Below are 26,989 nucleotides of genomic sequence, written 5' to 3' on the forward strand. Positions count from 1 at the left end.
AAGAAGTGAACCTATACACATGAATAAACAACGCAGCAGGCGCAGCGCAAGCCGCCGGGAACAAGGGACGGCCCCTGTCGCCGGTCTGCCGGTGAATAAGAACGATGAGGTCCTGCTCGATATTATCGGCATGACCCATGAAGGTGAAGGGGTAGGCCGCGTAGAGGGCTTTACCCTATTTGTGCAGGGCGCTCTTCCCGGTGAGAGGGTCCGGGCCAGAGTGCTGAAGACCAAGAAGCAGTATGGCTACGCCAAGCTGCTGGAGCTAGTGCAGGCCAGCAGCGACCGCATCGCGCCGCCTTGCCCGATCTATGATCAATGCGGCGGCTGCCAGCTGCAGCATATGGATTACACCGCGCAGCTCGCGTGGAAGCGGCAGTTGGTGGTGGACAACCTCCAGCGGATCGGGAAGCTGGAGGTGGCCGGTGCAGTTAGTGGAGGAGCGGCGAGTACAGATGGAGCAAGTGCATCAGGGACTCAAGGCGAAGGCATCCGCGTGCTGCCTACACTCGGCATGGACGAGCCATGGCGCTACCGCAACAAGGCCCAGGTGCCTATCGGTGTGACCGAAGGCGGTCTGGTCGGCGGCTTCTATGCACGGGGCAGTCACCGGATCATCGACATGGAGACCTGTCTGATCCAGCATGAGGACAACGACAAGGTCGTTGCCACCGTCAAGAGCCTCGGCCGAGAGCTAGGCATCACCGCCTATGACGAAGAGACCGGCCGTGGCCTGCTCCGTCACGTTGTGGTGAAGAAGGCGTTCCGCACCGGCCAGATGATGCTGGTGCTGGTCACGAACGGCCGGGATATCCCGCATCTGGATGCTTGGCTCGGTAGTATCCGTGAGCAGCTTCCGGCGGTGGTCAGCCTCTGCCAGAATATTAACACGCAGAAGACCAATGTCATCTTCGGCAACGATACCCGTGTCCTCTGGGGCAGCGAGGTCATCTATGACTACATTGGAGAGGTGCAATTCGCCATCTCGGCGCGCTCCTTCTACCAGGTGAACCCGGCCCAGACTGAGGTGCTGTATGGCAGAACTCTGGAATACGCTGCACTTACCGGCAAGGAAACCGTGATTGATGCCTACTGCGGCATCGGCACCATCTCCCTGTTCCTGGCCCAGCACGCGGATCAGGTGTACGGAGTTGAGATCGTCCCTGAAGCCATCGAAGACGCCCGTGCTAATGCGAAGCTGAACGGAATGAACAACGTTAAATTCGAAGTCGGCGCTTCGGAGGATGTCATCCCCGCTTGGAAAGAGCAGGGCATCACTCCCGATGTCATCGTCGTCGATCCCCCGCGCAAGGGCTGCGACCCGCGCCTGCTGGAGACTATCCTGCTGATGCAGCCGGAGCGTGTCGTCTATGTCTCGTGCAACCCGTCTACCCTGGCCCGCGATTTGCGGGTGCTGGAGGATGGGGGATACCGGGCGGTGGAGGTCACGCCGGTGGATATGTTCCCGCATACGGTGCATGTGGAGTGTACAGTATTACTTAAATTGAAAGGGGCTAATGACTAAGCCCCTTGTAGTAATTCGCCTTTTCCTTGAGGTTGGGCAATGTTGTAGTGAATCTTGATGAAGTAGGCACGGAATCTCTCTTCCGTGTCTTTTTGCATTTCGAGAATGGATTCCAATTCAACTTTTCGTTTCATAATTCCTTGCTGTTCGGATTGGATGCGTTCATTTTGGACGGTAAAAGCATCAAGGGTTAATGCCTGATTTGAGAAGAGGGCAAGGTCATTCTGCCTAGCGAATTGCTTTTTGTTGTCGCGGCATAGTTTACCGTTGTCTGTTCCGTACAAAATTTTCCTCAATGCTATGGTACGTACATCCAAAACGAACAAAGAATTCGTGCATTCTCCTTGTGTACCAGTATATGGTAGTATGACTATGACTGCATTAAAATGTTCAAGGGACAAGGGGAAATACGAATATTACGTTGGGGAGGTTACAGTATGATTTATGTAGTTCGACACGGACAAACAGATTTGAACAAAGAGAGAAGACTCCAAGGTAGACTAGGGTTGCCATTAAATGAAGTAGGTATCAATCAAGCGGAACTTTTAAGGGATAAACTTAAGAATACAAAATTTGACTATGTCTTTTCTTCCCCACAAGAAAGAGCTATCCAAACTGCTGAGATTGCAACAGGTGCTAAAGCGATAATTGATAAGAGACTGGATGTATTCGATTTAGGTGAAGCCGATGGATTAAAAAAAGGCGATGTAAAAATGGTCGGAGTAGTACCTGATACGAGGGTTTATAAAGGCGTTGAAGAAATTAAGACCTACATATCAAGAGTCTTCAACTTTATGAATGAACTTGAAGCTAAATACAGTTTAAGAAATGTGAATATTTTAATATCAGGTCACAGATGTACTACTGGTTGTATTGGAGCTTATTTTGAAGGTATTCCCGAAGACGGGAATATTTTAAGATTTTCATCTGACAACGGACACTACAAAGAATATATTTTTAATTCGGTGCTAGTAAGGAACGACTAATAGTTGAGATGTATTGGCGAAAATAAAAAAACAACAGTAATTGATTAACCAATCGTTATGAAGAAAACCGAGACGTTTTATCAAAAGCCCACTCCTTTGGGAGAGGGCTTTTCGTCTTTCAGTAAATCCGGAATCCAAGCTTAGGGAGCAGATATTTGCTTTTTCCAATCGACCTTACCGTAATCAGCTCGGCTCCTTGAGCAAAGGCATCTTCAATAGCAGCGATGACCGCTGCCGTAGCGACTCCTCTTCGGCGGAAGGCGTCTGATACAGCAACAAATTCCAGGGAGAAAACCCCATTGTGATTTAAAAGAGATGACACCCCTGCCAGTGTTCCTTGATCATACACATTAAAGCACGTTAGAATACCTTCCTGGCATACCGGGTAATGAAGCTCGGGATGAATAATGGGATACCCTTGGTGAATAACGAAGTTGCAAAGCAGCGCCCAGAGCTTGAAATCTTCAGCATTGTTAACCTTATGTACCGTTATATGGTTGGGATTCCTGGGATATTCGGGCTTCTCTGCGGCCAGCAGAGCCATACCGGCCTCCTCCTCGTTCGGCTCTGGCAATGGCTCCGGTCTGGGTTTACCCTCCCCAACATACTGCATCAATCGCACGGAGGGATACATTCCCCAGAATATATGCTCCTTGTAGCTTTTGATCTCCTGTACAAGGCGTAATGCTTCGGGCTCGGGCAAATGTTCAATTTGAATGTTATAGATCGACGTTCCCCCATGGTATCCCTTTTTGGGATGGATCATTGTATAATGAGGACGTTGTTCGGTCTCCATGTGTTCGGATTTCCCCAGAATATCCAAATAAAACGTGCCGCCCTCATCAATATGGCTTCTTATGATTTGCGGGTTCATCTTCATTCTCCTCTGCTGGATTTTTGTGAATGCGTTTTCTGATCAGCCTGATTATACTAAAGAGGAGCAGAATCAACCTTAACAAATTGTGCTCTTTGTGCCAGAAATGAATTCGTTAGCCGGGATCACAGACTTGGGGGGAACATGTGAGCGAGAATGATCGGATAGGGCATATCCAGAATACCGTTGATTGTATTGAAGCGAATATGTATCAACATCTATCCATGGAGGATATATCCGGACAGGTGTACTTGTCCAGGTACCACCTTCAACGGATTTTTAAGTCTTTGACCGGGCGCGGCATTATGGAGTATGCTCGTTCCCGGAAGCTGACGGAAAGCTTGTACGAGTTGATCCATACCGGTGACCGAATTGTAAGTATTGCCGAAAAATATGGATTCGAGTATGAGCAATCTTTTACAAGGGCCTTTAAAGGCGAGTTCGGCTTGTCTCCTTCCGAATATCGAAGAAGCCCGCGCCATGTTCCAATTACGCCCAAGGCAGATCCTTCGCTCCTTATTGAATTGGATCATGCCCTGCTCGTAAGGCCGTTTCATGTTTTTCGGCCTGCCTTTGAGCTTGGCGGTCTGCTGCATCAGGTGAGTATCCAGGAAAATCTGCAGGAGTTTAAAGCCACTAGCCTGGCTGTTGAATTTTTCCACGGGCATCGTTCAAGGATCATGCAGCCTGTCAATCCAAACGTTTATTACGGGTATACCTTTTGGGGAGAAGAAAGGGGCCAGTATACCTACTACTTATCCAGTGTGGAAATTGAAAAAGACAGCGCTTTGCCCATCGATATGAAGCGGCTTGTCGTTCCCGCCGGCAGCTATACGGTTTTCCGGTTTATAGGTTTTTTTCCTCCGGAGGAGTTGACATGGGAACATCTGCTTGAATTTTGGGATTTCAAGGATGATTTTTTGACAAAGAACAAGCCGATTGATTGGGAGAACCACTTTCATTTTGAGTATGTAGATAGGAGTCTGTGTACCCAAGATTATTGTGAGCTGGACTACTACGTGCCGGTCGTATAGGTATAGGAAAAAAACGAATACATGCAAATGACAAAGTCACCACACGCCTTTATTGAATGGAGAAAGGAGGGGGAATATGGAAATAACACTGGAAGGATATTATGAAGGAGCTTATACAAATAACTCAGCTGGAATCGCATTAATTGCAATCAAAAATTCGAATGTGGTATTCGAAGATTATCGTGGTCTTGCCAACTGCGAGCATGGCATTCCTATTACATCCAGTACTGTATTCAACATTGGCTCTGTATCCAAGCAGTTTACAGGTATCGCCATATTGCAGCTTATTGAAAGCAAAAAGCTTTGTGAACAGGATCTGCTGGTGAAATATATACCCGAGTTGAAGCATTACGCAGATGAAATCACGATTTATCACTTGGCGCATCATGCTTCCGGCTTGGCAGACTATAATGATTTGCTTTGGAAAAAGGCAAGAAACAACGCCCTGTATTCTACAAATGCCGAGGTTTTGAGTCTGCTTGAGGCCCAGCAGCAATTATGCTTTAAACCGGGCAGTAAAATGGAATAATGTAATTCCAATTACGTACTGTTGGCGATCATTATTGAGAGAATTATGAATATGAGCCTTGCTGATTATATGAAAAGAAATATTTTTGATGCAGCAGGCATGAAGCATACTTTGGTTTTTGATGAAAAACAACCTGTTGTTCCCAATAGAGCCTACGGATATGAGCAACACGAGAGTGACTTGAAATGCTATTATGTCGATACACTTGCAACAGGCTGTGCAAATGTATTTACCTCAATTTCAGATATGAAGCTATATGACGATATTTTGTATGGCAGTAAATTATTGGGTCAGGATATTAAAAAACGGATTTACGAAGAGGGTATCCGTTCGGACGGGGAAGTGCTGTCCGATTCCTGCGGCGGTTACAGCTATGGCTGGATGATCCAAAATAAGTGTGGACAAAGGACACTTTGGCATACAGGCGGAGATGCCGGATTCAGAAGTATTTATGTTAGATTTTATGAAAAACGGTTCAGTGTCATTTTATTTTGCAATTGCAGCAATCTTAATTGGACCAACATCTATAAGCTTGTGAATGACTTATATTACAAGTTCAATCATGATGAATAAGTTTTAACGTCAAGCTATAACAACCTCTAGCCACGGAGAATCAATGTTTTTTGAAAATTTAGTGCCGCGTAGGAGTTTGTTATTAGAAAGGCTTTTTAGCATCTCAGAATTTCTCATTTCATGAGCAAACTAAAAGTACAGATCCCAGCCGATGATAAGTGCGCTGAACAGCAATGCTGAACAGCCGGACAGCGCATATAGGATTGTTCTTCGTTTGCCGTTCTTTTGCTTCCACAACTTAAGTCCAAGCAGTACGATATAACCGGCTGTCAGCACAACATAAACGATATTCAATATTAGGTGGATGCGAAGGGCTGGATAGGTCGAGTTATTCAAGGTTCTATAGCCCAGAATTGCGGTGTTCGCAATAAAGACAAGTCCTGCAGCATTTATCGAAAGATAGTGTTTGTTCAACGGGGCAGGCAGTTTCGCCGTTTTTTTGAATCTGTGAACGACCCATCCGATTAGGCCGCGTGTATCCTTGAATTCTGCTTCTCCCATCGGCAACTGCTGGATTATCCTGCTGCGCCCAGTGAATAGAGGTATGGTCCATACCAAGCACTTCAAAGATATGCTTTTGTACATAGGTATAGTAGGGCTCACCGCTCTGAAGCTCTATGTCTGCAAATGGGGGGGATCTACAAACGTGTGGTAGTTTACTATGGTAAGGAGTGAAATTTTATCCATGGATTATTCGAAGTGCTTTAAAGAGGTTATACAGAAATATCCTTTAATCGACCCCATCGTGGAATTTATTCGTCATAATGAAAATATTACCTACAAAGTAACAGAAAAGGGATCGGAAGATACCTACTTGTTGCGCATGCATAAACCAATCACAAAAAACATGCAGGGTTTACAAAACACACGTGAGGCGATTCAATCAGAACTAATATATCTGTTAGCTTTGTCGTCTCATTCGCAAATCCCTGTTCAAATCCCTGTTTCGAATCTAGAGGGTGAGCTTGTAACAAGCGATGTCGTTGAAAGCGAAGAAGTGCATTGTTCCGTATTGAAATGGATTTTTGGAGAAACCATGTCCAAGGGAGATTTCACTAGTAAGGAAATGGTTGGAACCTTCGGAAAGTCTATTGCAGAATTACATCAGTTTTCGCAGGGTTTTAAACATGATTCAAGTTTCATAAGACCCGAATATGGGATAGAGTCGGTAAATATCATGTTGAATAAACTGCGATCAGGCGAAAAAATGGGTGTTATCGCCACTGAAGAGTTTCAAATTCTTGAAAGTGCCATTTTGCTGGTAACCGACCGTATGAAAAATTGGGCCAAATGTTTTGAGACATGGGGATTAATTCATGGTGACATTCACTACAGCAATTTAATCCGTTCATCAATGGGAATTTCATTCATCGACTTCGGATTATCGGGGTTCGGATATTACGCAAGTGACGTCGCTATGGGTGCCCTATTTACTAAAAATGAATTAAGGGATGAGCTACTTTCCGGCTACACTAGTGTTGCGTCAGGAGAAATGGACATCGCACAGTTAGAAGAATTGATGTTCTTGAATATATGTGAACTCTACGCGTTTAGGCTAAGTACAAAAGAAATGCATGTGTGGATACGTGAACATATACCAAGTCTGATTGAACTTTGTAAGTCTTTGTTGAAAGGCAAGGCAGTTTTTTATAACATCAATCAAGTAGGCCTAGCAATCTAGAGAAGAAATCTAAGTAACATAGCCGATTGGCATCCTCTTTCTGTTGCCCACAAATTACCACGGACCTGTGACCAAATGCTATTGACCTAACGGGTGACGATAGTAGAATAACCGCTCAATCAACGTGAGCGGTTATTCTATTGGATCACAGTTGGTGCAGAAATGAACTTCAGAAAGTCCAGAAGAAACTTAAAGAACTTCAACATGAGCAGTTAGAACTCGTCCGCCATCTAACTCGCCAAACGATTGATGAAGATACATTCAAAATTAAGCACTCCACACATGTGGAGTGCTTGGTAAGGATATATCGGGAAGATAAGCGGAAAACGCAGATCGAAAATGAGAGAAACATTCAGATGACGAATGGAATTCTAAAGGGCATCAACGGGCTTATTTAAAATTGTTGACAATTGGTATATTTGCAATTTATACTAAAACCATCCATTTACAAGTGGCATTCATCGTAGTTAAGTAGAGCATTTTCAGCAGCGCTTCATCGCTTGGGAAAATGCTTTTTTTCTTTAGTTGCTTAGCGATGTTGACGATGGTAACCCTCGGACATTTCCGTCGTTGTACTCTTCGCGTCAAGCTTTTCATGTCCTGCACCGTGTGATATTCCGCCTCCAGCATAAATTGCAGGGTCTCTGCAAACAACTCTTTCAGTGCGAATGGACATTGTCCATCGTTTTGAGATTACTCTCCTTCACAAGCACTTTCACTTACTCATCACTGAATATCACCATGTATGCCATCCTCTCTAACCAGCCTTTCTAAAGATTATGGAACGGAGGAAACATGATGTCTAGATCAATTGAATATATCTTGAGAGATGAAATTTTTGCTGAGCTTGAAATCGATTATCCAGATGATCACGATACCAATTTGTTGGATCAAGGGATCGATTCGGCTGGCTTCATCAAGCTTATTGTTTCAATGGAATCGAAGTTTAACATCTCGATCCCTGATGAGGATCTGTTGTTTGAGAAGTTCTCCACGGCTGGATTAATCCTTAATTATTTGACCGGGAAAACGATATGATGACTATCATTCAGCGTGTATTTATGGAGGCATGTGACCGCAAAGAACATATTATCCTTCAAGATATAAAGCAGCACTGGACTTATGCAGAGGTGATGACTGAAGCATACTTGATTGCTTTATATATAAAGAAGAACTTTGATCTTGAGGCCGGAAGTCATCTTGCAGTATACACAAATAATGAGCCCTTGTTCATTACTGCAGCGCTTGGCATTCAGTTCTGCGGTCATGTACTAGTGCCGGTTCCTTACTCGGCTTCCAAAACTGAAATTGAAAATATTCTTAATGCCAGTGACGTCAGGCTGGTTATCAGCAAATATGCACAACCTGCGCATTTAAATTGTGATATTCATTGGGTTACCGCTCAGGATTTATCACAAGAGCCGATGCCTTCGTTCGAATCGATCCCGTTAACGAATCCGTCCGATTCCAATCCATGTGCGATTCTCCTTCCTACATCGGGCACAACCGGAAAATCTAAAATCGTTATGTTATCCCATAGGAATGTATTAACGAATGCGCTGGCACATGGCGAAAAGGTCGGTTATACGGATCAAGATTCGTTTCTTGTCACGATGCCCGTTCATTTCAGCTCTACAATTGTCACGCAATTGATTTCTTGCATGCTTCATGGAACCCGAATTATACTTATCAGCTTGCCCTTGCTGCCGCGCACAGCTTTTAGACTGTTTCAGAATAAGGCGGTCACGGCATTCTCAGCGGTGCCTACGCAATTGATGCAGTTTGTTTCCGATTTTCATCAGACAACAAACTGGAGTGCCTTTGATTCTATTGAATTTATTGTGATTAGCGGTGCGGCGATTCCCGCGAAATTAGTAGACCATCTTCAGACTGTGTTTCCCAAAGCGGATATTATTCAAACCTATGGATTAACTGAAGCTTCTCCGCGGGTGAGCATGATGGAACGGGGAGACCGCAGCCTTTCCTGTGGGTCACCCGTCAGTGGCGTTTCTATTCGGCTTGTTGACGAAGAAGAGAATGAGGTTAAAGGAACTGCTGCTACAGGAGAAATTTGGGTCAAGGGCCCGAATGTGATGCTTGGTTATTACAAAAATCCGGAGTTAACGAACGTTACCATTGTTGATGGTTGGTTAAAGACAGGAGATTTGGGATATTGGAATGAATCAGGGTGTCTCATACTCACAGGCCGAAAGAAAAATATCATTATATCAGGCGGTATCAATATCTATCCGGAAGAAATCGAGGAATTTATATATGGCTTGAAAGAAGTGGAGGAGGTCATGGTTGTTGGTGTGCACGATGATCTATTAGGCGAAGTACCCATAGCATTTCTGAAAGTTTTTGAAGAATGTCTGGTTGATATAGATGCGCTGACACAACATTGCAACTTGCATTTGTCATCGTATAAAGTGCCTAGACAATGGAGGATTATAGATGACATTCCAAAAACAAAAACAGGAAAACTGGACAGGGCAAGTACAAAGCGCTTATTGCTAAATGAGTAGGGGGAAGAAGAAATTGAAGAATACAACCCAACCATTGGACAAGGGAATATTACCAATAAGTTATCCGATGATTACAACATATACGCAACATGCCCATCTCTTGTCCATTCTTACCCATTACGAGTGCGCACACCCATGGATATTTAGTAATTATATTCAATTATATATTAACAAAGATTATAAGCATCATTGGGGAGATTTTTATTTCCCTCTGACTTATGAGCTGCGGCCTTCAGATGCGTGCAAATGGATTACGACTCAAAAGATACATAGAGATACTGTAACAACTAAATGGGACTCTGTTATTCAATTTATTATAGAAAACATTAATGCTAATAATTATATCCACACCATGGTGAATTATTTCTACGTGCCATTAAGTGATCGATATAATAGACTCCATTTGCATCATGACATATTTGTATACGGTTATGATTTAAATAGAGAGATATTGTATGTTTCCGATTTCTTTAAGAACGGTGTTTATAGTCAAGCTGAGATATCATTTACAGATTTCAATCTTGCGTTCAATACTAATCATCTAACAACCAATCATGATTATCTAAGAGAAATGGTTTATCTGTATACATTCAATGATCAATATCAGGATAAATTCAGTGCAGATACTCTAGTGAATTCTATAAGAAACTATTTCACTAAAAAAACGCCGGAATATTGGGAGATGTCCAACTATGGCGGCGACAGGGATAATCTTGACTTCGGCATCCAAATATATACAACTCTATTAAATTATGTGAAAGAGACAACGGAAAAAAAATCTGAACTTGATATAAGACCCTTTCATTTACTTTATGATCATAAGAAGTTAATGACGTTAAGACTCAAGTATTTGTACCATAATCGTCATCTAATTAGATTAAATCAAGAGCATATAGACGAATGCATATCAATTGAAGTGAAGGCGAGGATACTTGTGAATGTAGCGCTCAAATACAATTTGACAAGGGATATAAGTATTTTAGAAAGCTTACTTACGCTGATAACAAATATAGAAAATGAAGAATCAATATTCCTTGAACGATGGCTGAAGCAGGTAGCCATTCAGTAATGTCGAGGGAGTAGCCCCACCCGAAGCGGGTGGTGATCTAGCTATTGAAGGGAGTGATGCTGGGATTATAGGCTTTGCTATCACCAATCATAAGCAATGGGGGGGATCTTTATATTCATTGTATTAACGGGAGTCGCAGGCTTCATCGGTTCCAACCTTGCCGAGAGGCTGCTGCGGGAAGGCCATACCGTTATCGGTGCCGATAATTTTCTGACCGGGTCCACTGTCAATATTGACAATCTCCTACGGTCGCCGAATTTCAAGTTTATCGAGCATGACGTCATTTATCCGCTAGCAGTTGAAGGACCTGTCGATTGGGTGATGCATTTCGCAAGTCCTGCCAGCCCGCCCAAATATTTGTCCTATCCGATCGAAACGATGAGGGTCAACAGCGAAGGAACGATGCATCTGCTGCATCTGGCCAAAGAGAAGCAGGCCGCTTTCTTCTTGGCTTCAACAAGCGAGATCTACGGTAACCCAACCGTTCATCCTCAGCCGGAGAGCTATTATGGCAACGTGAATTCGATTGGAGCAAGAAGCTGCTACAACGAAGCGAAGCGGTATGCAGAGGCGATTACCTACTGGATGAACAGGAAATACGGCATACCGGTAAGGGTCATTCGGATCTTCAATACATTCGGCCCGAAGATGGATTTATATGACGGACGTGTCATTACCAATTTCATTAATCAAATCATGTCCAAGCAAAACCTTACGATTTATGGCGACGGCAGACAGACGAGAAGCTTTCAGTATATCGACGATTTGCTGGAAGGGATTATGAGACTGCTGGGCACCACGTATGAACAGCCGGTCAATTTGGGGAATCCGCAAGAAGTCACCATACTTGAAGTCGCCCAATTATTGAAGGAGCTCATGAAGTCCAACGCGCAGATCGAGTTTCTCCCGCTACCGGAAGATGATCCCAAGAGGAGGAATCCGGATACTACCATTTCAAGGAAGATCATAGACTGGGAACCGGCGATCAGTTTGCATGATGCACTCGCTAGAACGATCCATTATTACCAAGGTCAATATATCCATTAAACGGGAGGTTCCTATGCAAAAACAGATCATAGCGATGATAAGCGAAGTCAAGGACGACGCCCAGCTGGCAATCAGCTTGAACGGGCATTCCAGCATCATGGAAGACGGGGGATTGGACTCTTTACAGCTAATTACTTTCTTATTGAAGGTGGAAGAGCGTTTCGATATTGAAATCGATTTCGAACAATTCGACTTTGAATGCATGGAATCGGTTACAGCCTTCTGCAATTATATCTCGGAGCTGCAGAAGACGACATCTGTATGAACGATAGACGCAAATCCGAGCTCATTATCGGGATGTTTGACGCGGAACGCTTCTGGCGTGACCCTAATTTAGCCAAACTGCCGTCGGTTCACGATCCTGAAATGGAGAATGTCGTGATGGCCATGGATGAGCTGCTTTTCCCATTTTGCGAGGGCCAGGATAGGCTTATTACCCGTTATCGAATGAACGTTTGCCATAAAGCGTATTTGCATGAGATCGGATTTAAATTTTTTTCCAATTCAACCGATCTTGAGAGTCCTGATGGAGGTAGTGCAGGCAGAACCGCCAATATATTCGACCTGCTCACCTCAGCTGATCGAGTGGAGGACATGGATCCATATTGGCTGAAGGGAGCCCGGTTGTCGCCCTTTGCCGTCATTCCGGGGGCGGATCGTACTGCAGCGCGTTACGGGCTGGAACAGGATTGTCCAGCTGTCGAGACGGTTCAGAAGGTCAACTCGAAGCTGTATTCAACCGAATTGAACCGTCGCCTTGATCTTCAATGTGACAGCCAGACGGTCTATTCCCACGAAGAGCTGCTGTCAAGCGGCTTGGCTTTGCTGAAACAAGGACCCTTCCTGATCAAAGATGAGTTTGGGGTATCCGGGAAGGGGAATTTGCTCATCGAGTCGGAAGCGATTCTGCAGCGAGTCACATCCTATCTCGCCGGTCAGTGCAGAAAGGGAAGAACGGTTCGGTTTATTATTGAGCCGTTCCTTCTCAAGGAGCTGGATTTCTCCTGCCAATTTCACATCGATCCAGACGGTACGTACAGACATATCTCCGTGCAGCAATTAGTCAATCATAATTTCGCTTACCAAGGCTCCTATACTGCCGACGACAGGCTGCTTCATATGCTGGACGAAGCGGAGTACTTTGATGTAATGAAGCTGACGGCTCGCGAGCTTTACCGGTCTGGTTATCACGGCGACGTATGCGTTGATTCGATGCTGTTGAGAGAAGGCCGCATCGTTCCGATCGTTGAGGTGAATGCAAGAAGATCGATGAGTCTGATCAAACATTATGTTGACCGATATCTCGAGAAGCACGGTACGGCCGGGAGCATGACGCATGCGACCTTACAGTTTGCATGTGATGTATCCTTCGATCAATTGCTGGAATCACTGGACCGCGAGGGTGTTCTATATAAGCCTGATCGGGGGTTCGGCATGCTACCGTTAAGCGCGAATACGCTCTTTATTAACAAAGTCGTCAGCGAGTGCAAGGGGATCCGGAATAAGCAGGTGAAGGGCAGATTGTATTATTCGTTGATTGAGGGGAAAGGGGATAACGAACGATTGTCCGCGAAGGTTAATGAGGTGCTGTCGTCGTTATCCTTCAAGATCGCCCGCTGATGCAGTCCGAAGAGCTTGAAACCATGAATGGAGGAAGAGAGTTTATGGGTAAGCGAAAAGTAACGTTTCTATGCTCCGGTTTCGGTCTGGGGTTCTATATTCCCGGCCTGTTAGCTGCAAGAGATTTCGAGAAAAGGGATATCGCGACGGAAGTGCTCGTGTTCGAAAGCTATTTGGAGAAAGACAAGAGAGATCATATTGCCGACAGCAGGAAGGCTTACCACAATGATTTCGCACTTGCCAATTTTTCGGCCCGAATGCCGATGGATATCCAGGGCAGCATAGATTACGCCCAGGTTGAGCTATTGCTGGAGGCGTGGAAAGCGGAAGAACGCTACGAATTCATATCGCTATCCGGACACTGGGTCTATATTCTGGATTTGTATAGGGAGAAGATGCTGCCGAATCGAATTCATGTAGACCTGCTCTACGTCGATTCAGATCTGGCCCCGTCTTGGAAGAGCTTGAAGAAGTATCATCCTCGCTATGAAGAGCATTATTACAATGCTTCTCTCTATGAACCCGGCAAGATGGAGATTCGATGCGAAATCCCGGTTCCTCTGGGTACGCCACTGCCCTTCGAATCAAGGAAGCGGCGGCTTGTTGTTCATGGCGGCGGCTGGGGGATGGGCACTTATCAAAGTAAAGTTCCAGAGCTTGTCGGCCATAACTACGGGCTTGATATCGTAGCTTATGATTGGAAGGAAGCGAAGCCCAATCATAAGCTACGATATTGGATGAACGATCCGGAGTGGTGTGCATGGGTGAAAAGCGCAAACGGCCTGCACGAGTTTCCGCCATACATCGAAATAACGGGAGAAGATACGAATTCATACGCGGCTAAGGTTGATCATCATTGGTTATTCGACGTCGCTTCGGAGGCGATGGCTATCGTGGCCAAGCCGGGAGCGGGCACGTTGATTGACTCGCTTGCATCCGAAACCCCTCTTATTCTGCTGGAGCCGTTCGGAAGTCACGAGCTTAGCAATTTGGAATTATGGGAGTCGCTTGGGTTTGGAATACGCTACGAGAAGTGGCGGGAGATGGACTTTTCCGTAGATGTCCTTAAGGAGATGCATCAAGCAATCAAGAACAGACCCGGAGAACGGACGAATTATGTAGATCATTATTGTGCGAGAGTCGCGTTAACGAAGGGGTAAGAATTCAATGGCAGAAGGGGTTAAGCGATGAGCGTAAACAAATTGAGTGTCGCCCAGGATACGACAAGCTATCCGAGATGGATCGTCTTGCAACTGCTCGAGGAGTGCAATTTGCGATGCAAGATGTGCTATGAGTGGGGACTCGAAGGACCCTACAAAAGCAAAAAAACGTTAGCGCAGCTGGACCCGGATCTGATCAAAAAGATCATCGTAGAGTGCAGTCCCGGCAAGCCGTATTACGATTTCTTCGGCGGCGAGCCGCTGATGTACCCTTGGCTGAGCGACATTCTCGCCATGATCAATCATTATGGAAGCAGAGCGGACTTCCCCACGAACGGCACATTGCTTGAGAAGCATGCCGAGATGCTTGTCGAGACTGCGCCCAATAAGATCTGGGTGTCGCTCGACGGCCCTGAGGAAATCAACGACAGGCAGAGGGGCAAAGGCGTATTCAAGAAAGTGATCAAGGGGATTGAGAAGCTCTATGAGCTCCGTCAAAGCAAAGGCAAGCAATTTCCGAAGATGGGCGTATCCTTTATCATTACGCCCTTGAACTATATGTACATCGAGGAATTTTTCTTTAAGCATATCGACTTGTCGATGCTGGACCATATCAGTATGGAAGTGCAGCTCTATGCCACGGAAGAACAGTATGCCCAATATGTGGATGTTCTTAGAGAGGAATTCGGTGTGCATGAAGCTCCGTATGCCAAGGGGATGGTCTGGCGGGATATCAGTTCGTTCAGCCAGATCGATATTCCCGAATTGACGAGACAGCTCAATAATGTTAAAGCGTATTGCATAAAAAATAGTATCCATGTGATCACCTATCCGAAGACGATAGATGAACTGAATTTGCGTAACTATTTCTCGGGGCAATTCGATCAGATGGCTGATAAACGAAGACAGTGCTCCCTTCCATGGGTTTATGCGGAGATTACGGCAAGGGGCGATGTTTCGCCCTGCCATGCCTTCTATGATTTGACCTTCGGCAACGTGAACGAAGAGAATTTGGTGGATATCTGGCGCAGTGACAAGTACAAAGAATATCGCGCGTATATGAAAAAAAATATGCTTCCGATTTGTACGGCTTGTTCAAGGTATTATATCTACTGATTCATGACCTATTACGTTTAAGAAGGGTGTGTTGATATGAATCCGAAATCTGAGATTAAACATTCCGCAAAGGATTTGCATATTTTAAAACGTACCATCAGGAATACGATGGAAACCAAGCGGAATATAGAGAAAATAGCTGGTTACGCGACACCGTTGCCAGAGTCGGTCGGGATTAAACTGACGAACCAATGCAACTTGCGCTGCAAGCATTGCTATCAATGGAACGACACCGGCTACCATCACTTCATGACACCGGAGCAGCAGCGGGAACAGCTCGACTACGGGCTGCTGGAGAAGCTGATCCTTGAGACGGAACCCGCCAAGTCGAGACTCTATATCTGGGGCGGCGAGCCGCTTGTATACAGCCATTTCGACCGTTTGGCTGATTTGCTTGAAGCCCATCCCCGTGAGACGACAATCTGTACGAATGCGGTGCTGATCGAGCGAAAGCTGGATGCCTTGCAGAGAATCTCCGATAACCTGGAGCTGCTCATCGCGCTTGACGGATTCGAAGAAGAGAATGATGCGCTTCGCGGCAAAGGGGTATTCAACAAGGCGATAGATGCTATCCGGATGCTGGTCGAGCTGCGCAAGGAGAACAAATTCAGAGGCAAAATTTCGATCCATACCGTCGTTAACGATGGTATGACCGACAAGCTGTACGATCTGCTGGACTTTCTGGAGGGTGTCGGCGTAGATCTGGTCATCGTCTGCTTCCCGTGGTACATCTCGGACGAATGCTCGCAGGGGATGGACGATTACTTCAACCAGAAGTTCGACTTCCTTCCGGCGAGCGGGCACAGGGGCGAACGAAGCTGGCATGCATTTAACTATAAGCTCGATCCGGAGCGTATCCCTGCTCTCATGAGCGAGTTGGACCGGGTGAATCAGCGGGTCTGGAAAATGCGCTTGCGCTACCAGCCGAATCTGGATCAAGACCAGATTGAAGATTTCGTGCTCGGCAAAGAGGTGGAGGGCAAAGGCACGATGAACAAGAAGTGCCTGGCGCTCTCGAACCGCATGGACATTACGCCCGACGGAACAATTATCGCGTGCAAATTTTTCAAGGAGTTCGAGATCGGCAAATTACAAGAAACGTCTGTACAAGAATTATGGCATAGCATGAACTACAGAAGGATAAGGGAAATGATGGACGAACGACTGACACCGGCATGTTCCAAGTGCAGTGTCTTGCATTTGCACGGTGTTTAACTATTCTAAATTCACAAATGAGGTGCGCAAGTGGGTATTATCCAGGTGGAAGAATTATCCAAAAGTTTCAAGTACTACGAAAAAGAACTGGGACTCAAAAAATCGCTCAAAAATTTAGTGAAGCGTAAATCACTGATCAAAGAAGCGGTTAGCGATATATCACTTGTAATCGAGCAAGGCGAGATGGTTGGATTCTTAGGCCCGAACGGTTCCGGTAAAACGACAACGCTTAAGATGCTGTCCGGGATCTTGTATCCGACAAGCGGGCAGGCGACGGTATTAGGCTATGTCCCTTGGGAGCGAAAAAAAGAATTCAAGATGCAGTTCTCGATCGTGATGGGACAGAAATCGCAGTTGTGGTGGGATTTACCAGCGAATGAATCGTTATACCTGAACAAATGCATCTATGAGGTCGAGGATGAGTCCTACAACCTTATCCTGGATGAGCTTACGGAGATGCTTGACGTTAAAGACTTGCTCAACATTCAGGTGCGGAGGCTTTCGCTGGGGGAACGGATGAAGATGGAGCTAATTGCGTCGCTCATCCACCGGCCCAAGGTGATTTTCCTGGATGAGCCTACAATCGGACTCGATCTGATTTCGCAGAAGCGCATTCGGGAGTTCCTGAAGTATTATAACCAGCAGACGAAGGCAACGGTCATTCTGACAAGCCACTACATGGCGGATATTGAGGATCTGTGCAAACGAACGATCATCATCAATCAAGGGAAGATCGTATACGACGGCGATCTCCGGCGTGTGAACGAGCTGTTTCATGCCAAAAAGATTATTAAGCTGCAATTTACGGACGAAGTGCCAAGGCAAGCGCTAAGCGACTATGGCGTTATTACTCAACATGACGGCCTGAATGCCGTCATGGAGATCGATAAGCATGAGCTTCAGCGACTTTCCAAGATGATGCTGGACCGGTTCCCGATCCTTGATTTCACAGTTGAAGATATACCTGTCGAGCGAGGCATCGAAAGCTTATATCAGAAAGATGAGGTCAGACATGAAAGTCTTGCAGAAGTATAAAAGGACGTACATCCTTGCGCTTCAGAATGCGATGGAGTATCGGACCGATTTCCTGATGAGTATTATTAGCGGCGGCTTTATCATACTCGTCCAATGCTTCCTCTGGACAGCCGTGTTTCGCAGCTCGCCGCAAGAGATTATTAACGGCTATTCTTATTCACAGATCATCATCTATTCCGTGTTGTCCGGCGTCGTCTCCAAGCTGGTTTCTGCCGGCTTCGAAGGGGAAATCGCGAATGATATCAAGACGGGTGGACTGAGCAAATTTATCGCTCAGCCCATTCATTATTTTAGCTATCGGACATGCAATTTTTTTGGTGGGAAAACGGTTCAGACCGGGGTTGTCCTTGTCTTATTCGTCATACTGATGACCGTGTTTACTCAGATTTGGGAGTTTCAGCTTAGCGCGGGGCAGATCGTTATGTTTTTGATCAGTATTCTGTTCGGACTGCTCATCAACTTCCTGCTCTTTTATTCAATTAGTGCGCTCGCGTTCATCATTACTGAGGTTTGGGGCGTATTTATCGCTTTCAACCAAGGCGTCTATCTGCTCAGTGGCGCCATCTTTCCGCTTAATATTTTCGGAGATACGTTTGCTAGAATCTCCAGCTATTTACCGTTTCAGTATGTTGTATTCTTCCCGGTTAAGATCATCAACGGGAGCTTGGCGATTCATGATATCGTGAGCGGGCTCCTCTTGCAGGCGGTTTGGGTAATTGTGCTGTTGATCATTTCCAAGTTGTCTTGGGATTCCGGAATGAAGAAATATGTAGCCGTTGGAGGTTAGATCTGTGAGTATCCGCTTGAGTGAGATTCGGAAGCATGTACGTATGTTTTTTATTTTCGCAAAGAATAGCCTGGTCGGTTACATGGAATACAAAGCGAATTTCTACTCCGGTTTGATCATGGAGACCGTATTTCTGTTTTCTAAGCTGATCTATATCATCTTCGTTTACCAGCTAGGAATTGAAATTAATGGAATTTCTCCTGACCAGATGATGATCTTCACCGGGACCTATACAATTATGATCGCAATCTATACAGGATTGTTTATGGATAACTTTTATAGATTCGCCGGCCATATCCGCAACGGGACGCTGGACCTGTATATGACGAAGCCGCTATCGCTGCAGTTCATGATTTCATTCCGGAACGTTAACTTCGCGTTTCCAATTCCGAACCTGATCGCCGGGATCACGATGATCGTACTGGCCTGGCGGCGTCTTGGCATCGAGCCAAGCCTGATCCACTTGGCCGGATATATCGGGGTGATCTTGAGTAGCACGATCGTGACCTACTCGGTGCTTCTGCTTCCGCAAATTCTGGCCTTCTGGACGGTGAAGTCCGGTGCGATCTTCGACATACTGGACAAATGTTGGGATTTGAACAATATGCCGATGTACATATACCCCAAATGGCTGCGGAGAATAGGGCTGTATGTCGTGCCTATCTTGTTTATCACCAACATGCCGTCAGTTTATTTGATCGACCGATTGGACCTGTTCCTTGGGATATGGATTTTTGTAGCTCCTGTGATATCGCTTATAGTGGTCAGGCTGTTCTGGAAGCTGGCCGTCAAACACTATGAGAGCGCCAGCAGTTAGAGAAATGCCAAAAAAATAAATTGTTGAGAAGGTGAATTGGATGAGCAGGATGGAGCAAAAGAGCGTTTCGTCGCAGACAGAGGCCACCGCAAAGAAGCGGCTGGACAACGGGATTGAAATCTATCAAAACAACGAAGGTGAGACCGAGTTCCTCTACAACGAGATTTTCCAAAAGGAGATGTATTTCAAGCACGGGATTACGCTCCCGGATAATGGCACGGTCATGGACGTCGGTGCTAATATCGGCATGTTCACCCTATATGTCAGCAGCAAGAGCAACTGCAGGGTGTATGCGTTTGAGCCACTGCCTCCGACATTTAAGCTCCTGAAGATGAATACGAGCTCGCTGCCTCGCGTAACAACGGTTAACGTTGGGCTTTCCAATGAGATCAAGGAAGCGGAGTTTGCCTATTTCCCCACGATGTCCACGGATTCTGTCCAGATCAAATACCGGGAGAACCACGATCAGGATCTCCGATACGGGTTAATCAACCATTACCGGGATCAATTCGCCGACCCGCGCATGCTAAACCGGTTTGTCGATCAACTTATGTCGCCGAAGCTCTTGAATGAACAAATCCATCGCTGCAAGCTAACTACGATCTCTGAAATGATCCGCTATTACGATCTGAACCCCATTGATCTGCTCAAAATCGACGTGGAAAAAAGTGAATTTGAGGTGCTGGAAGGCATCCATCCAGAGGATTGGGGCAAAATCAGGCAAATTGTAATGGAGGTACACGGACTGGACGGAGAACAGATCAGCAGGCTTGAGAACATCTTCCGGACCAACGGCTTCAATATCTCGATCGATTACTACGAAGACTTGAATATCCCAAATTACTATAATGTGTACGCATTGAATCAAATGCATATATCGGCTGGGTGATAGTCATGCTACAGCATCTGCATGCAAGGTTGGTATGCTCCAGCTGCAAGGGCGAGCTGGCCCAGTCGGATGCATTGCTGCGATGCCGCAACTGCGATGCGGCATATACGATCGATAATCGTTATGTATCGATGCTCGACCGGCGTGAGCAGTTTGTCCACCCGTCTGATTGGAAGCGTAAAGAGGGCGAAATTCGAGATTATAGCGAGATTTCGGATTCCTTTGCGCTTTCCGGCATAGGCCGATTCGCAACCTTCTTAAACTATGGTTACGTCTCGCAAGGGAGTGAGCAACATGCGGTGATCGAGCCCGACGATGTATGGAATAGAAATTCAGTCAAGCTGCTGCTCGAGACGGTGGGCAGGACGGCGATTTCGGAGCGGCAGGTTATCGACATCGGATGCGGCAGGGGAGGGAACATAGCAGCTTTGTATAAATATTTCAAGCCTCTGTCTATTGTCGGTCTCGACATCTGCCCGGCGAATATTGCGTATTGCAGTGCCAAATCCAGAGGGGGTGAATCTTTCTATCTCGTCGGCGATGCGGAGAATATACCGTTTGCAGACGAGAGTTTCGATATTGTATTGAATATGGAATCCGCGCAAGCCTATCCGAACCGATCACGCTTCTATGAAGAAGTGTACCGGATAATGAGAGTTGGCGGTGTATTTCTGTATACGGAGCTGATGCTGGAAGATCAGGTAGCGAAGAACGTGAGGCTTTTAGAGGAAGCAGGTCTGTCTGTAATCCGCAATCAGGATGTGACTTCGAATGTCCTTCTATCATGTGATGAGAATGCAAAGCAACGTACTGGCCCACAAGGAATTGCGAACAATGCCAACGTGAGCATGAATAATGGAGATATCAGTGATTTCATCGCATTGCCCGGCTCGAAGAAATATGAAGAGATGAAGGCTGGGACGCAGCAATACCGTATGATGAACCTTGTTAAGAGGTGACATAGCCGTAATATCGACAATAATTTTAGGTTAGGAGAAATATTGTATGGAAGATATTATTTCCCTGGACACCTTTCAACCCTTCGACGGCATGACCAAAATGTTTCCTCATCATAATTTTCCATACTTTAGTTGCGACTACAATTTGTATTTAACGCTTGCCAGATATTTCGAAAAAGATGAACTGCCGATTTTGAATAATGTGATTAGTATTTATAGATTTAATGAACAAAAAATACAAGCAAGAGGATATTTCAAGTTAGAGGTATTGGAGCTTCAGGAGGGAGATCAGATCCTTGAGGAAATGGGGATCTCTGTTCGTAAAAAATCCCCTGCACTAGATACGTTACAAGATGAGATCATAAGCTCTATTTCCAGGGGGCATCCGATTTCCATTTTTATTGATTTATTCTATCAACGCGGGAGAGACTTTTACTATAACAAAAAACATGGACTGCACCCTGTTTTTGTCTATGGCTTCAATCGGACTAACGGGGAAATATATACGGTTGATGATATTACAGAATACAGGCAATATTCTTTACCATTTTCAGAATTTAAATTGTCATGCCTGAGTTCGGAACATGTGAAAATGCCAAACTATTTTTGGGAATATGCACTAGTGTCCCCCACTGATCATGATAGCTTGAACAATAAGAGGTTAGCACAAAATAACATCAATAAATTTATAGAAAATATGTGCAGGTATCAAAATGAAATAACGGAAAGTTTAAATAATATATTGTTGTTGGCAGAAAATTACGAGCTCATTATAACAAATGAAACGATTATAGAAACACTAAGCAGTACTATTTATAGGAAATGTTCTGAGAAATACAGGTTAAATACTCTCTATAAGTATAACCTTGATCATATCAATGCAAAAGATACGCTTGACCCGTTATTGGACCAAATTATTAATGACTGGAAGGCAGTAAGGTTCTATTCGAATAAAGCCATCATGTCCCAAAAGTTCACTGGGGAAATAAAAGACAAGTGCATTGGTTTATTCACAAAAATATATACGAATGAAGTGCATTTTAATCATCATTTTTATTTAATGTTAAAGGCTGCGAGACTGTAAAGCTGAACCAGCAATGTGAGTCAGGTAACCGAGTAGAGCATCTGATAGACCGCATACCTTTGCGAGAGGGGGCGGTCTTTTTGTTTTTGCCTATAATCCATTGCCATACCATATTCCCTGTTTCATGGAAGGATCGGCTGGGGAATGTGTCTATTTTCGTAATATATTAAAATCATTCGTGCATTACCCGTATTTAGACTTTCGCTTCGTGTTGTTAATATGAAAGCAGTTACAGCCTAATCATCCGCTTTTGTGAATGCGTTTTCAAACTTTGTCTGCCAATGGGTTCAGAGGGAGGTGCGGAATTGACTGTCAAGCCAGACTTGGCGTAATCAAGGGTAAGAATCTCCATAAGAAAAGGAGTCAAACTTAGATGAACAGTAGAAAATATGTAATCAGCATCTCCCGCCTTCTCGTCATCATCATGTTGTTCTCCATCTTCACGTATACTCCCGTCCCGGCTGCTGCGGCTGGAGAGGAACCGTCCGTTGAACTGAGCGACCTCATTGCTGAGGCCGAGGCTCTAAAAACCGGCAATGCGGAGTTCCCGCTCCAAGTCAGCCATTCTGTGTATGGAGCTGTCTATGGTTCTGACGTGCAGCAGGCTTTTCCTTGGGTGCATGTTGATGAGCTCCAAGCTCTGAATGATGCGATTGAACTCGCACGTAATGCGAACACTCCCGATGGCGAAGCTATTGCAGCACTTAAAGAAGCGATAATGAATTTCACCAAAAATATTAAGTCAGACGGCTCCGATCCGTATTTCCGTCTTGATCCGGGTCCGGGTAAGGTTTCTGTAAAAGTTACCGTGCCCACTAATACCTGGACGGCTAGAACTCCGCTGGACAATCGTGTTCCCGCTGACTTTGCCGGCGGCACATTCAAGACGATAACGTATCCTTTTGCAGATGCCCAAGGTAAAGCGGAAGTGCTTCAGATTAATTACGCCCACAACGGAAAAAGCACCTTCGGCGGCATAAGTCTGGAATCCCCGTTGTCCCCGGCCGTCAATGTCACAGTGGGTTCAACGATTGAATTCGATGTCTACTATCCGAAGAGTGCGCAAGGCAAATTCATGAGATGGAGAGTCAGAAATACCAATGAAAACCTGGACAGCTACCTCAGAGATTACCAGTACAATAACCTGAACCCTGACTGGGTGGGCAGCTACAATGGTGAATCCTGGCTGAAGGCGCATCACAGTATTACCGCATCAGCTGGAAATTCCTCGAATTTCATTCTTGAGCTGCATGGCGAGAATGCCCGTCCTGAAGAAACTGGTATGCTGCTGGTCTCTAACATCGAGATTACCGCACCAGATCCGAATGGCGAGGCCCTTTCGAACGTAGTTAACAAGGAAAACCAGAGTGCCGTAGCGCCTCTAAAGAGTGTGTACAATAAGAAAAATGGCCTGTTCATGGTCGGCGCGATCGGCACCGGGCCTGTAACCGGAACCAGAGCCAATCACTATGAGATCTTCGTCGACGGCAACAATCTGAAGGCCGACGGCACGCATCCCCGTGGTCCCGAATGGCTGAAGAACGTGAACGGTGAGGCCATGAAAGGCGCAACCGCTGCCCCTGGCTTAGAGGAATACAGCTTCCCGACGAACGCTTATCAGGCGATCCGGGATTCGGGAACTCCCGGACAGTACAAGTCTCACGGTCATGTTCTGGCTTGGTATAACCAGGCCCCTGGTTGGATGGCGCAGATGATCCCTGCAAGCCTGCCCTCCGGGTATAACGGCAGTGCCGAGTTCTACGGACTTGGCAACGGCGTCACGACTACGGTTAAGGTAGACAAAGAAATGGCGAGAAGAGTGCAGTTCAACCACACCATGTATGTGATGCGGCACTTCCTGACTACAGATACGAAGTACGGGTCCAGCGAAGCCCGTGGCGTCATTCCGTTCAATTCGTGGGATGTGCTGAACGAAGAGGTACACGAAAGCCGCCACAGCGAGATTTCCCTTAAGGATTCGAACAGCTGGAGAACGAGCCTGAAGCATACCAACTGGCTGGTGGCCATGTCCGATGATGAGATTGGCGGCGACATCACCGATCATTACGTGTACCTGCTGTTCAAAAATGCGCACATCGCGGCGCCCAACGCCAAGATGGCGGAAGCTTACAAAGCCAATTACGCTAACCTTCCGGAGTATATGAAGCTGGATGGACACGACAATAAAGGCAGCATTGACAGCTACATCGTTGACAATCCTCCGAAGCTGACGTACAACGATTACGGGCTTGCGACCCGCAGTAAAGCCAGAACTGTATACAATATGGTTCTCGAATTAAATACCGCATGGCGCTCCGATCCGCTGTATGACGGAAGGTCCCTGATCGAAGACATCGGAATCCAGGGACATGATATGGTAGGTAAAACCCTTGCAAGCGACAACCAGTATGCGATGGCCCTCTATGCCTCTCTCGTTGACCGGGGCCTGCTGTCGGGTATTACCTATTCAGAGCTTGATCTTAAGGTGCCGACCGATGCCCCTGGAGGAGGCGCAACCGCTCCGGCAGTGCTTAATGTCAGACAGTCGGACGCTCTTGGTTATCAGTACGCACTGCTCTACAAAATGTTCAATAAGTTCGCCCCGTATATCGACCACATCATCAGCTGGGGCGTGAGTGGTTCCGGATGGCAGGGGAGCTATGTTCTGTTTGATGGCCAAAGTAATGCGAATGCCGGGTACTATGGCGCTATGAAGCCAGACCGGTTCCTTCTGGGACATTCGTATCTGGAGGATTATTTTGCAGGCGAATATCAGGCCATCGGGAATAATGCTATCGACCTTGGCGATCTTGGAGTCTATACACCTAATAGCGTGAACGCTGACCTCAGAAGCTTGTCCTTGAGTGCAGGAACACTCGAGCCAGCGTTCAATGCGTCCACCACAGAGTATAATGTGTCCCTGAAGGATGTCAGCAGCATGACCGTGACAGCAGCGGCGGCAGACAGCAGGTCAACCATCAAAGTCAACGATACGGTGGTTGCCAGCGGTGCAGCTTCCGAAGCTATAACGCTGACACCGGGCACCAAAACAGATATAAAGGTTGAGGTCACAGGGGCAGACGGCAGGGTCAAGACTTATACCCTGAAAGTAACCAACAGTAAGACAGAGACTCCGTCCACTCCCGAACCTGGAACACCATCACCATCACCTGAACCAGCAACACCTGAACCAGCAACACCTGCGCCTGCAACGTCTGCACCTGGCAGCTATGCAACGTCTGCACCAGCAGTTTCTCCAACACCAGCAGCACCCGTTGTAGAAGGTCAGAAAGTAACCATGCAGGCAACAGTGAACAATGGGACTGCATCAGTTAAGGTATCGGATCTGGCACAAGCAAAGGAATTCATCGGGAAAAATGTGACGCTGGACATCCCTGCCGTGCAAGGAGTGAATTCATACTCGGTAGGCTTGCCTGCTGCAGCACTGACCAGCGGAACCAAGGATAACAAACTGACTGTTTCCACCGAATTCGGTCAGGTCGTCATCCCCGGTAATATGTTGACAGGCACACCTGAAAGCAGCAGCAAGGAAGTAGCGCTGGAGATTGGAAAAGGTGACAAGGCCAGGCTCCCGGCGGAAGTAAAAGAGGAACTAGGCGATAGACCGATCATTCAGCTTAGTCTTAAGGTAGATGGCAAAGAAACAGCCTGGAGTAATCCCGGGGCACCTGTAACCGTATCCGTGCCCTACCAGCCGTCTGCGGACGAACTGAAGAATCCGGAAATGATAGTTGTGCGGTATATTGACGGAAGCGGGAAGGTTATGACCGTACCAAGCGGACGTTATGCTTCCAAGACCGGTATGGTAACCTTCACAACCACTCATTTCAGCGATTTCGCAGTAGCTTATGTATCCAAGACATTCACAGATCTCGGAAAAACAGCATGGGCCAAAAATGCGGTCGAAGTCCTTGCATCGAAGGATATTCTCATGACAGAGGGTCAGGTATTCCATCCGTCAACGGATATCACCAGAGCAGATTTCCTGTATTCCCTTGTCAGAGCACTTGGGTTGACTGCGAAGACAGATGGCAATTTCAGCGATGTACAGAAGAATGCTTACTACTATAATGAACTTGCCATTGCCAAAGCGCTTGGAATTGCGAATGGCCTGGATAACGGCAGCTTCGGCAGTGGTCAGAAGATCACCCGGCAGGACATGATGGTGTTGACCGAACGGGCCTTGAAGCTGGAGAAAAAGCTGAATACCCAGGGTACAGCTGCGGATCTGCAGAAATTCTCCGACAAGTCCAAGGTGGCTTCCTATGCAGTGAACAGCGTAGCTGCCATGGTGAAGGAAGGGCTTATCCAAGGCAGCGGTAACAAGATCAATCCGGCCGGCAACACCACCAGAGCAGAAGCGGCGGTCTTCCTCTACAGATTGTACAATAAGTAAAAGCTTCTTATAGGAACAAGATATGCTTAAAAGACCGCACTCCTTTG

At 46.2% G+C, this 26,989-nt stretch carries 24 protein-coding genes and 1 pseudogene; 21 read left to right on the plus strand and 4 right to left on the minus strand.

Features of this window, described 5'->3' with window-relative positions; all coding sequences use genetic code 11:
* Positions 1–19: 19 nt before the first annotated feature.
* Complete coding sequence (gene rlmD, locus NYE24_RS23935; RefSeq protein WP_076158516.1) at positions 20–1,525, plus strand: 23S rRNA (uracil(1939)-C(5))-methyltransferase RlmD; 1,506 nt, start codon at positions 20–22, stop codon at positions 1,523–1,525.
* Here the strand turns inward: rlmD and NYE24_RS23940 are convergent.
* Positions 1,522–1,842 carry a hypothetical protein gene (locus NYE24_RS23940; protein WP_143804329.1) on the minus strand — a complete coding sequence of 107 codons (321 nt, stop codon included), beginning with the start codon at positions 1,840–1,842 and terminating at the stop codon, positions 1,522–1,524. The two genes, rlmD and NYE24_RS23940, sit on opposite strands and share 4 nt — an antisense overlap.
* A gap of 120 nt (positions 1,843–1,962) precedes the next feature.
* Here NYE24_RS23940 and NYE24_RS23945 point away from each other — a divergent pair, with 120 nt between their 5' ends.
* On the plus strand, positions 1,963–2,511 hold the full coding sequence (locus NYE24_RS23945; protein WP_036693199.1) for a histidine phosphatase family protein: 549 nt from the start codon (positions 1,963–1,965) through the stop codon (positions 2,509–2,511).
* A gap of 118 nt (positions 2,512–2,629) precedes the next feature.
* On the opposite strand, the gene NYE24_RS23950 is transcribed toward NYE24_RS23945, so the two are convergent.
* A complete protein-coding gene (locus NYE24_RS23950; RefSeq protein ID WP_342476817.1) occupies positions 2,630–3,391 on the minus strand; it encodes a GNAT family N-acetyltransferase in 762 nt (253 codons plus the stop codon).
* Between the two features lie 140 nt (positions 3,392–3,531).
* On the opposite strand from NYE24_RS23950, the gene NYE24_RS23955 reads away from it, so the two are divergent.
* Together NYE24_RS23955 and NYE24_RS23960 are read left to right on the plus strand one after the other, a co-directional pair.
* On the plus strand, positions 3,532–4,419 hold the full coding sequence (locus NYE24_RS23955) for a helix-turn-helix domain-containing protein (RefSeq protein WP_342476818.1): 888 nt from the start codon (positions 3,532–3,534) through the stop codon (positions 4,417–4,419).
* A gap of 76 nt (positions 4,420–4,495) precedes the next feature.
* Positions 4,496–5,521 (plus strand): annotated as a pseudogene (locus NYE24_RS23960) (serine hydrolase domain-containing protein).
* Between the two features lie 129 nt (positions 5,522–5,650).
* Here NYE24_RS23960 and NYE24_RS23965 read toward each other — a convergent pair.
* Positions 5,651–6,022 (minus strand): hypothetical protein, encoded by a 372-nt coding sequence (locus NYE24_RS23965; protein WP_342476819.1) that lies wholly within the window; start codon positions 6,020–6,022, stop codon positions 5,651–5,653.
* A 184-nt stretch (positions 6,023–6,206) separates the two neighbouring features.
* Between NYE24_RS23965 and NYE24_RS23970 the strand changes: the two genes are divergently transcribed.
* Positions 6,207–7,202 carry a phosphotransferase gene (locus NYE24_RS23970; RefSeq protein WP_036693187.1) on the plus strand — a complete coding sequence of 332 codons (996 nt, stop codon included), beginning with the start codon at positions 6,207–6,209 and terminating at the stop codon, positions 7,200–7,202.
* Between the two features lie 426 nt (positions 7,203–7,628).
* Here NYE24_RS23970 and NYE24_RS23975 read toward each other — a convergent pair whose 3' ends face one another.
* Complete coding sequence (locus NYE24_RS23975; RefSeq protein ID WP_036693183.1) at positions 7,629–7,832, minus strand: hypothetical protein; 204 nt, start codon at positions 7,830–7,832, stop codon at positions 7,629–7,631.
* A 192-nt stretch (positions 7,833–8,024) separates the two neighbouring features.
* Between NYE24_RS23975 and NYE24_RS23980 the strand changes: the two genes are divergently transcribed.
* From NYE24_RS23980 to NYE24_RS24055, 16 genes are all read left to right on the plus strand, one after another.
* Positions 8,025–8,240, plus strand: coding sequence for an acyl carrier protein (locus tag NYE24_RS23980; protein ID WP_342476820.1), 216 nt, complete (start codon positions 8,025–8,027; stop codon positions 8,238–8,240).
* Positions 8,237–9,727 (plus strand): class I adenylate-forming enzyme family protein, encoded by a 1,491-nt coding sequence (locus NYE24_RS23985; protein WP_083677988.1) that lies wholly within the window; start codon positions 8,237–8,239, stop codon positions 9,725–9,727. The genes NYE24_RS23980 and NYE24_RS23985 overlap by 4 nt, the downstream gene beginning before the upstream one ends.
* A gap of 13 nt (positions 9,728–9,740) precedes the next feature.
* Positions 9,741–10,796: a hypothetical protein gene (locus NYE24_RS23990; protein ID WP_341028680.1), complete on the plus strand. Its 1,056-nt coding sequence runs from the start codon at positions 9,741–9,743 to the stop codon at positions 10,794–10,796.
* A gap of 96 nt (positions 10,797–10,892) precedes the next feature.
* Positions 10,893–11,843 (plus strand): NAD-dependent epimerase/dehydratase family protein, encoded by a 951-nt coding sequence (locus NYE24_RS23995; RefSeq protein ID WP_341028682.1) that lies wholly within the window; start codon positions 10,893–10,895, stop codon positions 11,841–11,843.
* Between the two features lie 13 nt (positions 11,844–11,856).
* Positions 11,857–12,108, plus strand: coding sequence for an acyl carrier protein (locus tag NYE24_RS24000; protein WP_036693173.1), 252 nt, complete (start codon positions 11,857–11,859; stop codon positions 12,106–12,108).
* A complete protein-coding gene (locus NYE24_RS24005; RefSeq protein WP_076158535.1) occupies positions 12,105–13,463 on the plus strand; it encodes a hypothetical protein in 1,359 nt (452 codons plus the stop codon). The genes NYE24_RS24000 and NYE24_RS24005 overlap by 4 nt, the downstream gene beginning before the upstream one ends.
* A 44-nt stretch (positions 13,464–13,507) precedes the next feature.
* A complete protein-coding gene (locus NYE24_RS24010) occupies positions 13,508–14,623 on the plus strand; it encodes a UDP-glucuronosyltransferase (protein ID WP_342476821.1) in 1,116 nt (371 codons plus the stop codon).
* A gap of 27 nt (positions 14,624–14,650) precedes the next feature.
* Positions 14,651–15,739: a radical SAM protein gene (locus NYE24_RS24015; RefSeq protein ID WP_342476822.1), complete on the plus strand. Its 1,089-nt coding sequence runs from the start codon at positions 14,651–14,653 to the stop codon at positions 15,737–15,739.
* 108 nt (positions 15,740–15,847) lie between these two features.
* Positions 15,848–16,954 carry a radical SAM protein gene (locus NYE24_RS24020; RefSeq protein WP_342476823.1) on the plus strand — a complete coding sequence of 369 codons (1,107 nt, stop codon included), beginning with the start codon at positions 15,848–15,850 and terminating at the stop codon, positions 16,952–16,954.
* 30 nt (positions 16,955–16,984) lie between these two features.
* On the plus strand, positions 16,985–17,989 hold the full coding sequence (locus NYE24_RS24025) for an ATP-binding cassette domain-containing protein (protein WP_342476824.1): 1,005 nt from the start codon (positions 16,985–16,987) through the stop codon (positions 17,987–17,989).
* Positions 17,990–18,044: 55 nt separating this feature from the next.
* Positions 18,045–18,776 (plus strand): ABC-2 family transporter protein, encoded by a 732-nt coding sequence (locus NYE24_RS24030; RefSeq protein WP_342476825.1) that lies wholly within the window; start codon positions 18,045–18,047, stop codon positions 18,774–18,776.
* A 4-nt stretch (positions 18,777–18,780) separates the two neighbouring features.
* Entirely contained in the window at positions 18,781–19,593 is an 813-nt protein-coding gene (locus tag NYE24_RS24035) for an ABC-2 family transporter protein (RefSeq protein ID WP_036693155.1), read from the plus strand.
* A gap of 40 nt (positions 19,594–19,633) precedes the next feature.
* Entirely contained in the window at positions 19,634–20,482 is an 849-nt protein-coding gene (locus tag NYE24_RS24040; RefSeq protein ID WP_342476826.1) for an FkbM family methyltransferase, read from the plus strand.
* A 5-nt stretch (positions 20,483–20,487) separates the two neighbouring features.
* A complete protein-coding gene (locus NYE24_RS24045) occupies positions 20,488–21,441 on the plus strand; it encodes a class I SAM-dependent methyltransferase (protein ID WP_051493300.1) in 954 nt (317 codons plus the stop codon).
* A 46-nt stretch (positions 21,442–21,487) separates the two neighbouring features.
* Positions 21,488–22,525 carry a hypothetical protein gene (locus tag NYE24_RS24050; RefSeq protein WP_036693150.1) on the plus strand — a complete coding sequence of 346 codons (1,038 nt, stop codon included), beginning with the start codon at positions 21,488–21,490 and terminating at the stop codon, positions 22,523–22,525.
* 373 nt (positions 22,526–22,898) lie between these two features.
* Positions 22,899–26,942, plus strand: coding sequence for an S-layer homology domain-containing protein (locus NYE24_RS24055; RefSeq protein ID WP_342476827.1), 4,044 nt, complete (start codon positions 22,899–22,901; stop codon positions 26,940–26,942).
* Positions 26,943–26,989 lie beyond the last annotated feature (47 nt).

The organism is Paenibacillus sp. FSL H7-0350 (genome assembly GCF_038593195.1).
Lineage (GTDB): Bacteria > Bacillota > Bacilli > Paenibacillales > Paenibacillaceae > Paenibacillus_AQ.

Coding starts and splice junctions, on each gene's coding strand:
- NYE24_RS23975 (WP_036693183.1), bottom strand. CDS start 7,832: ATGCTGGAGGCGGAATATCACACGGTGCAGGACATGAAAAGCTTGACG.
- NYE24_RS24015 (WP_342476822.1), top strand. CDS start 14,651: ATGAGCGTAAACAAATTGAGTGTCGCCCAGGATACGACAAGCTATCCG.
- NYE24_RS23950 (WP_342476817.1), bottom strand. CDS start 3,391: ATGAAGATGAACCCGCAAATCATAAGAAGCCATATTGATGAGGGCGGC.
- NYE24_RS23995 (WP_341028682.1), top strand. CDS start 10,893: ATGGGGGGGATCTTTATATTCATTGTATTAACGGGAGTCGCAGGCTTC.
- NYE24_RS24020 (WP_342476823.1), top strand. CDS start 15,848: ATGGAAACCAAGCGGAATATAGAGAAAATAGCTGGTTACGCGACACCG.
- NYE24_RS24040 (WP_342476826.1), top strand. CDS start 19,634: ATGAGCAGGATGGAGCAAAAGAGCGTTTCGTCGCAGACAGAGGCCACC.
- NYE24_RS24000 (WP_036693173.1), top strand. CDS start 11,857: ATGCAAAAACAGATCATAGCGATGATAAGCGAAGTCAAGGACGACGCC.
- NYE24_RS23945 (WP_036693199.1), top strand. CDS start 1,963: ATGATTTATGTAGTTCGACACGGACAAACAGATTTGAACAAAGAGAGA.
- NYE24_RS23985 (WP_083677988.1), top strand. CDS start 8,237: ATGATGACTATCATTCAGCGTGTATTTATGGAGGCATGTGACCGCAAA.
- NYE24_RS24055 (WP_342476827.1), top strand. CDS start 22,899: ATGAACAGTAGAAAATATGTAATCAGCATCTCCCGCCTTCTCGTCATC.
- NYE24_RS24010 (WP_342476821.1), top strand. CDS start 13,508: ATGGGTAAGCGAAAAGTAACGTTTCTATGCTCCGGTTTCGGTCTGGGG.
- NYE24_RS24030 (WP_342476825.1), top strand. CDS start 18,045: ATGAGTATTATTAGCGGCGGCTTTATCATACTCGTCCAATGCTTCCTC.
- NYE24_RS23965 (WP_342476819.1), bottom strand. CDS start 6,022: ATGGGAGAAGCAGAATTCAAGGATACACGCGGCCTAATCGGATGGGTC.
- NYE24_RS23970 (WP_036693187.1), top strand. CDS start 6,207: ATGGATTATTCGAAGTGCTTTAAAGAGGTTATACAGAAATATCCTTTA.
- rlmD (WP_076158516.1), top strand. CDS start 20: ATGAATAAACAACGCAGCAGGCGCAGCGCAAGCCGCCGGGAACAAGGG.
- NYE24_RS24050 (WP_036693150.1), top strand. CDS start 21,488: ATGGAAGATATTATTTCCCTGGACACCTTTCAACCCTTCGACGGCATG.
- NYE24_RS24045 (WP_051493300.1), top strand. CDS start 20,488: ATGCTACAGCATCTGCATGCAAGGTTGGTATGCTCCAGCTGCAAGGGC.
- NYE24_RS24005 (WP_076158535.1), top strand. CDS start 12,105: ATGAACGATAGACGCAAATCCGAGCTCATTATCGGGATGTTTGACGCG.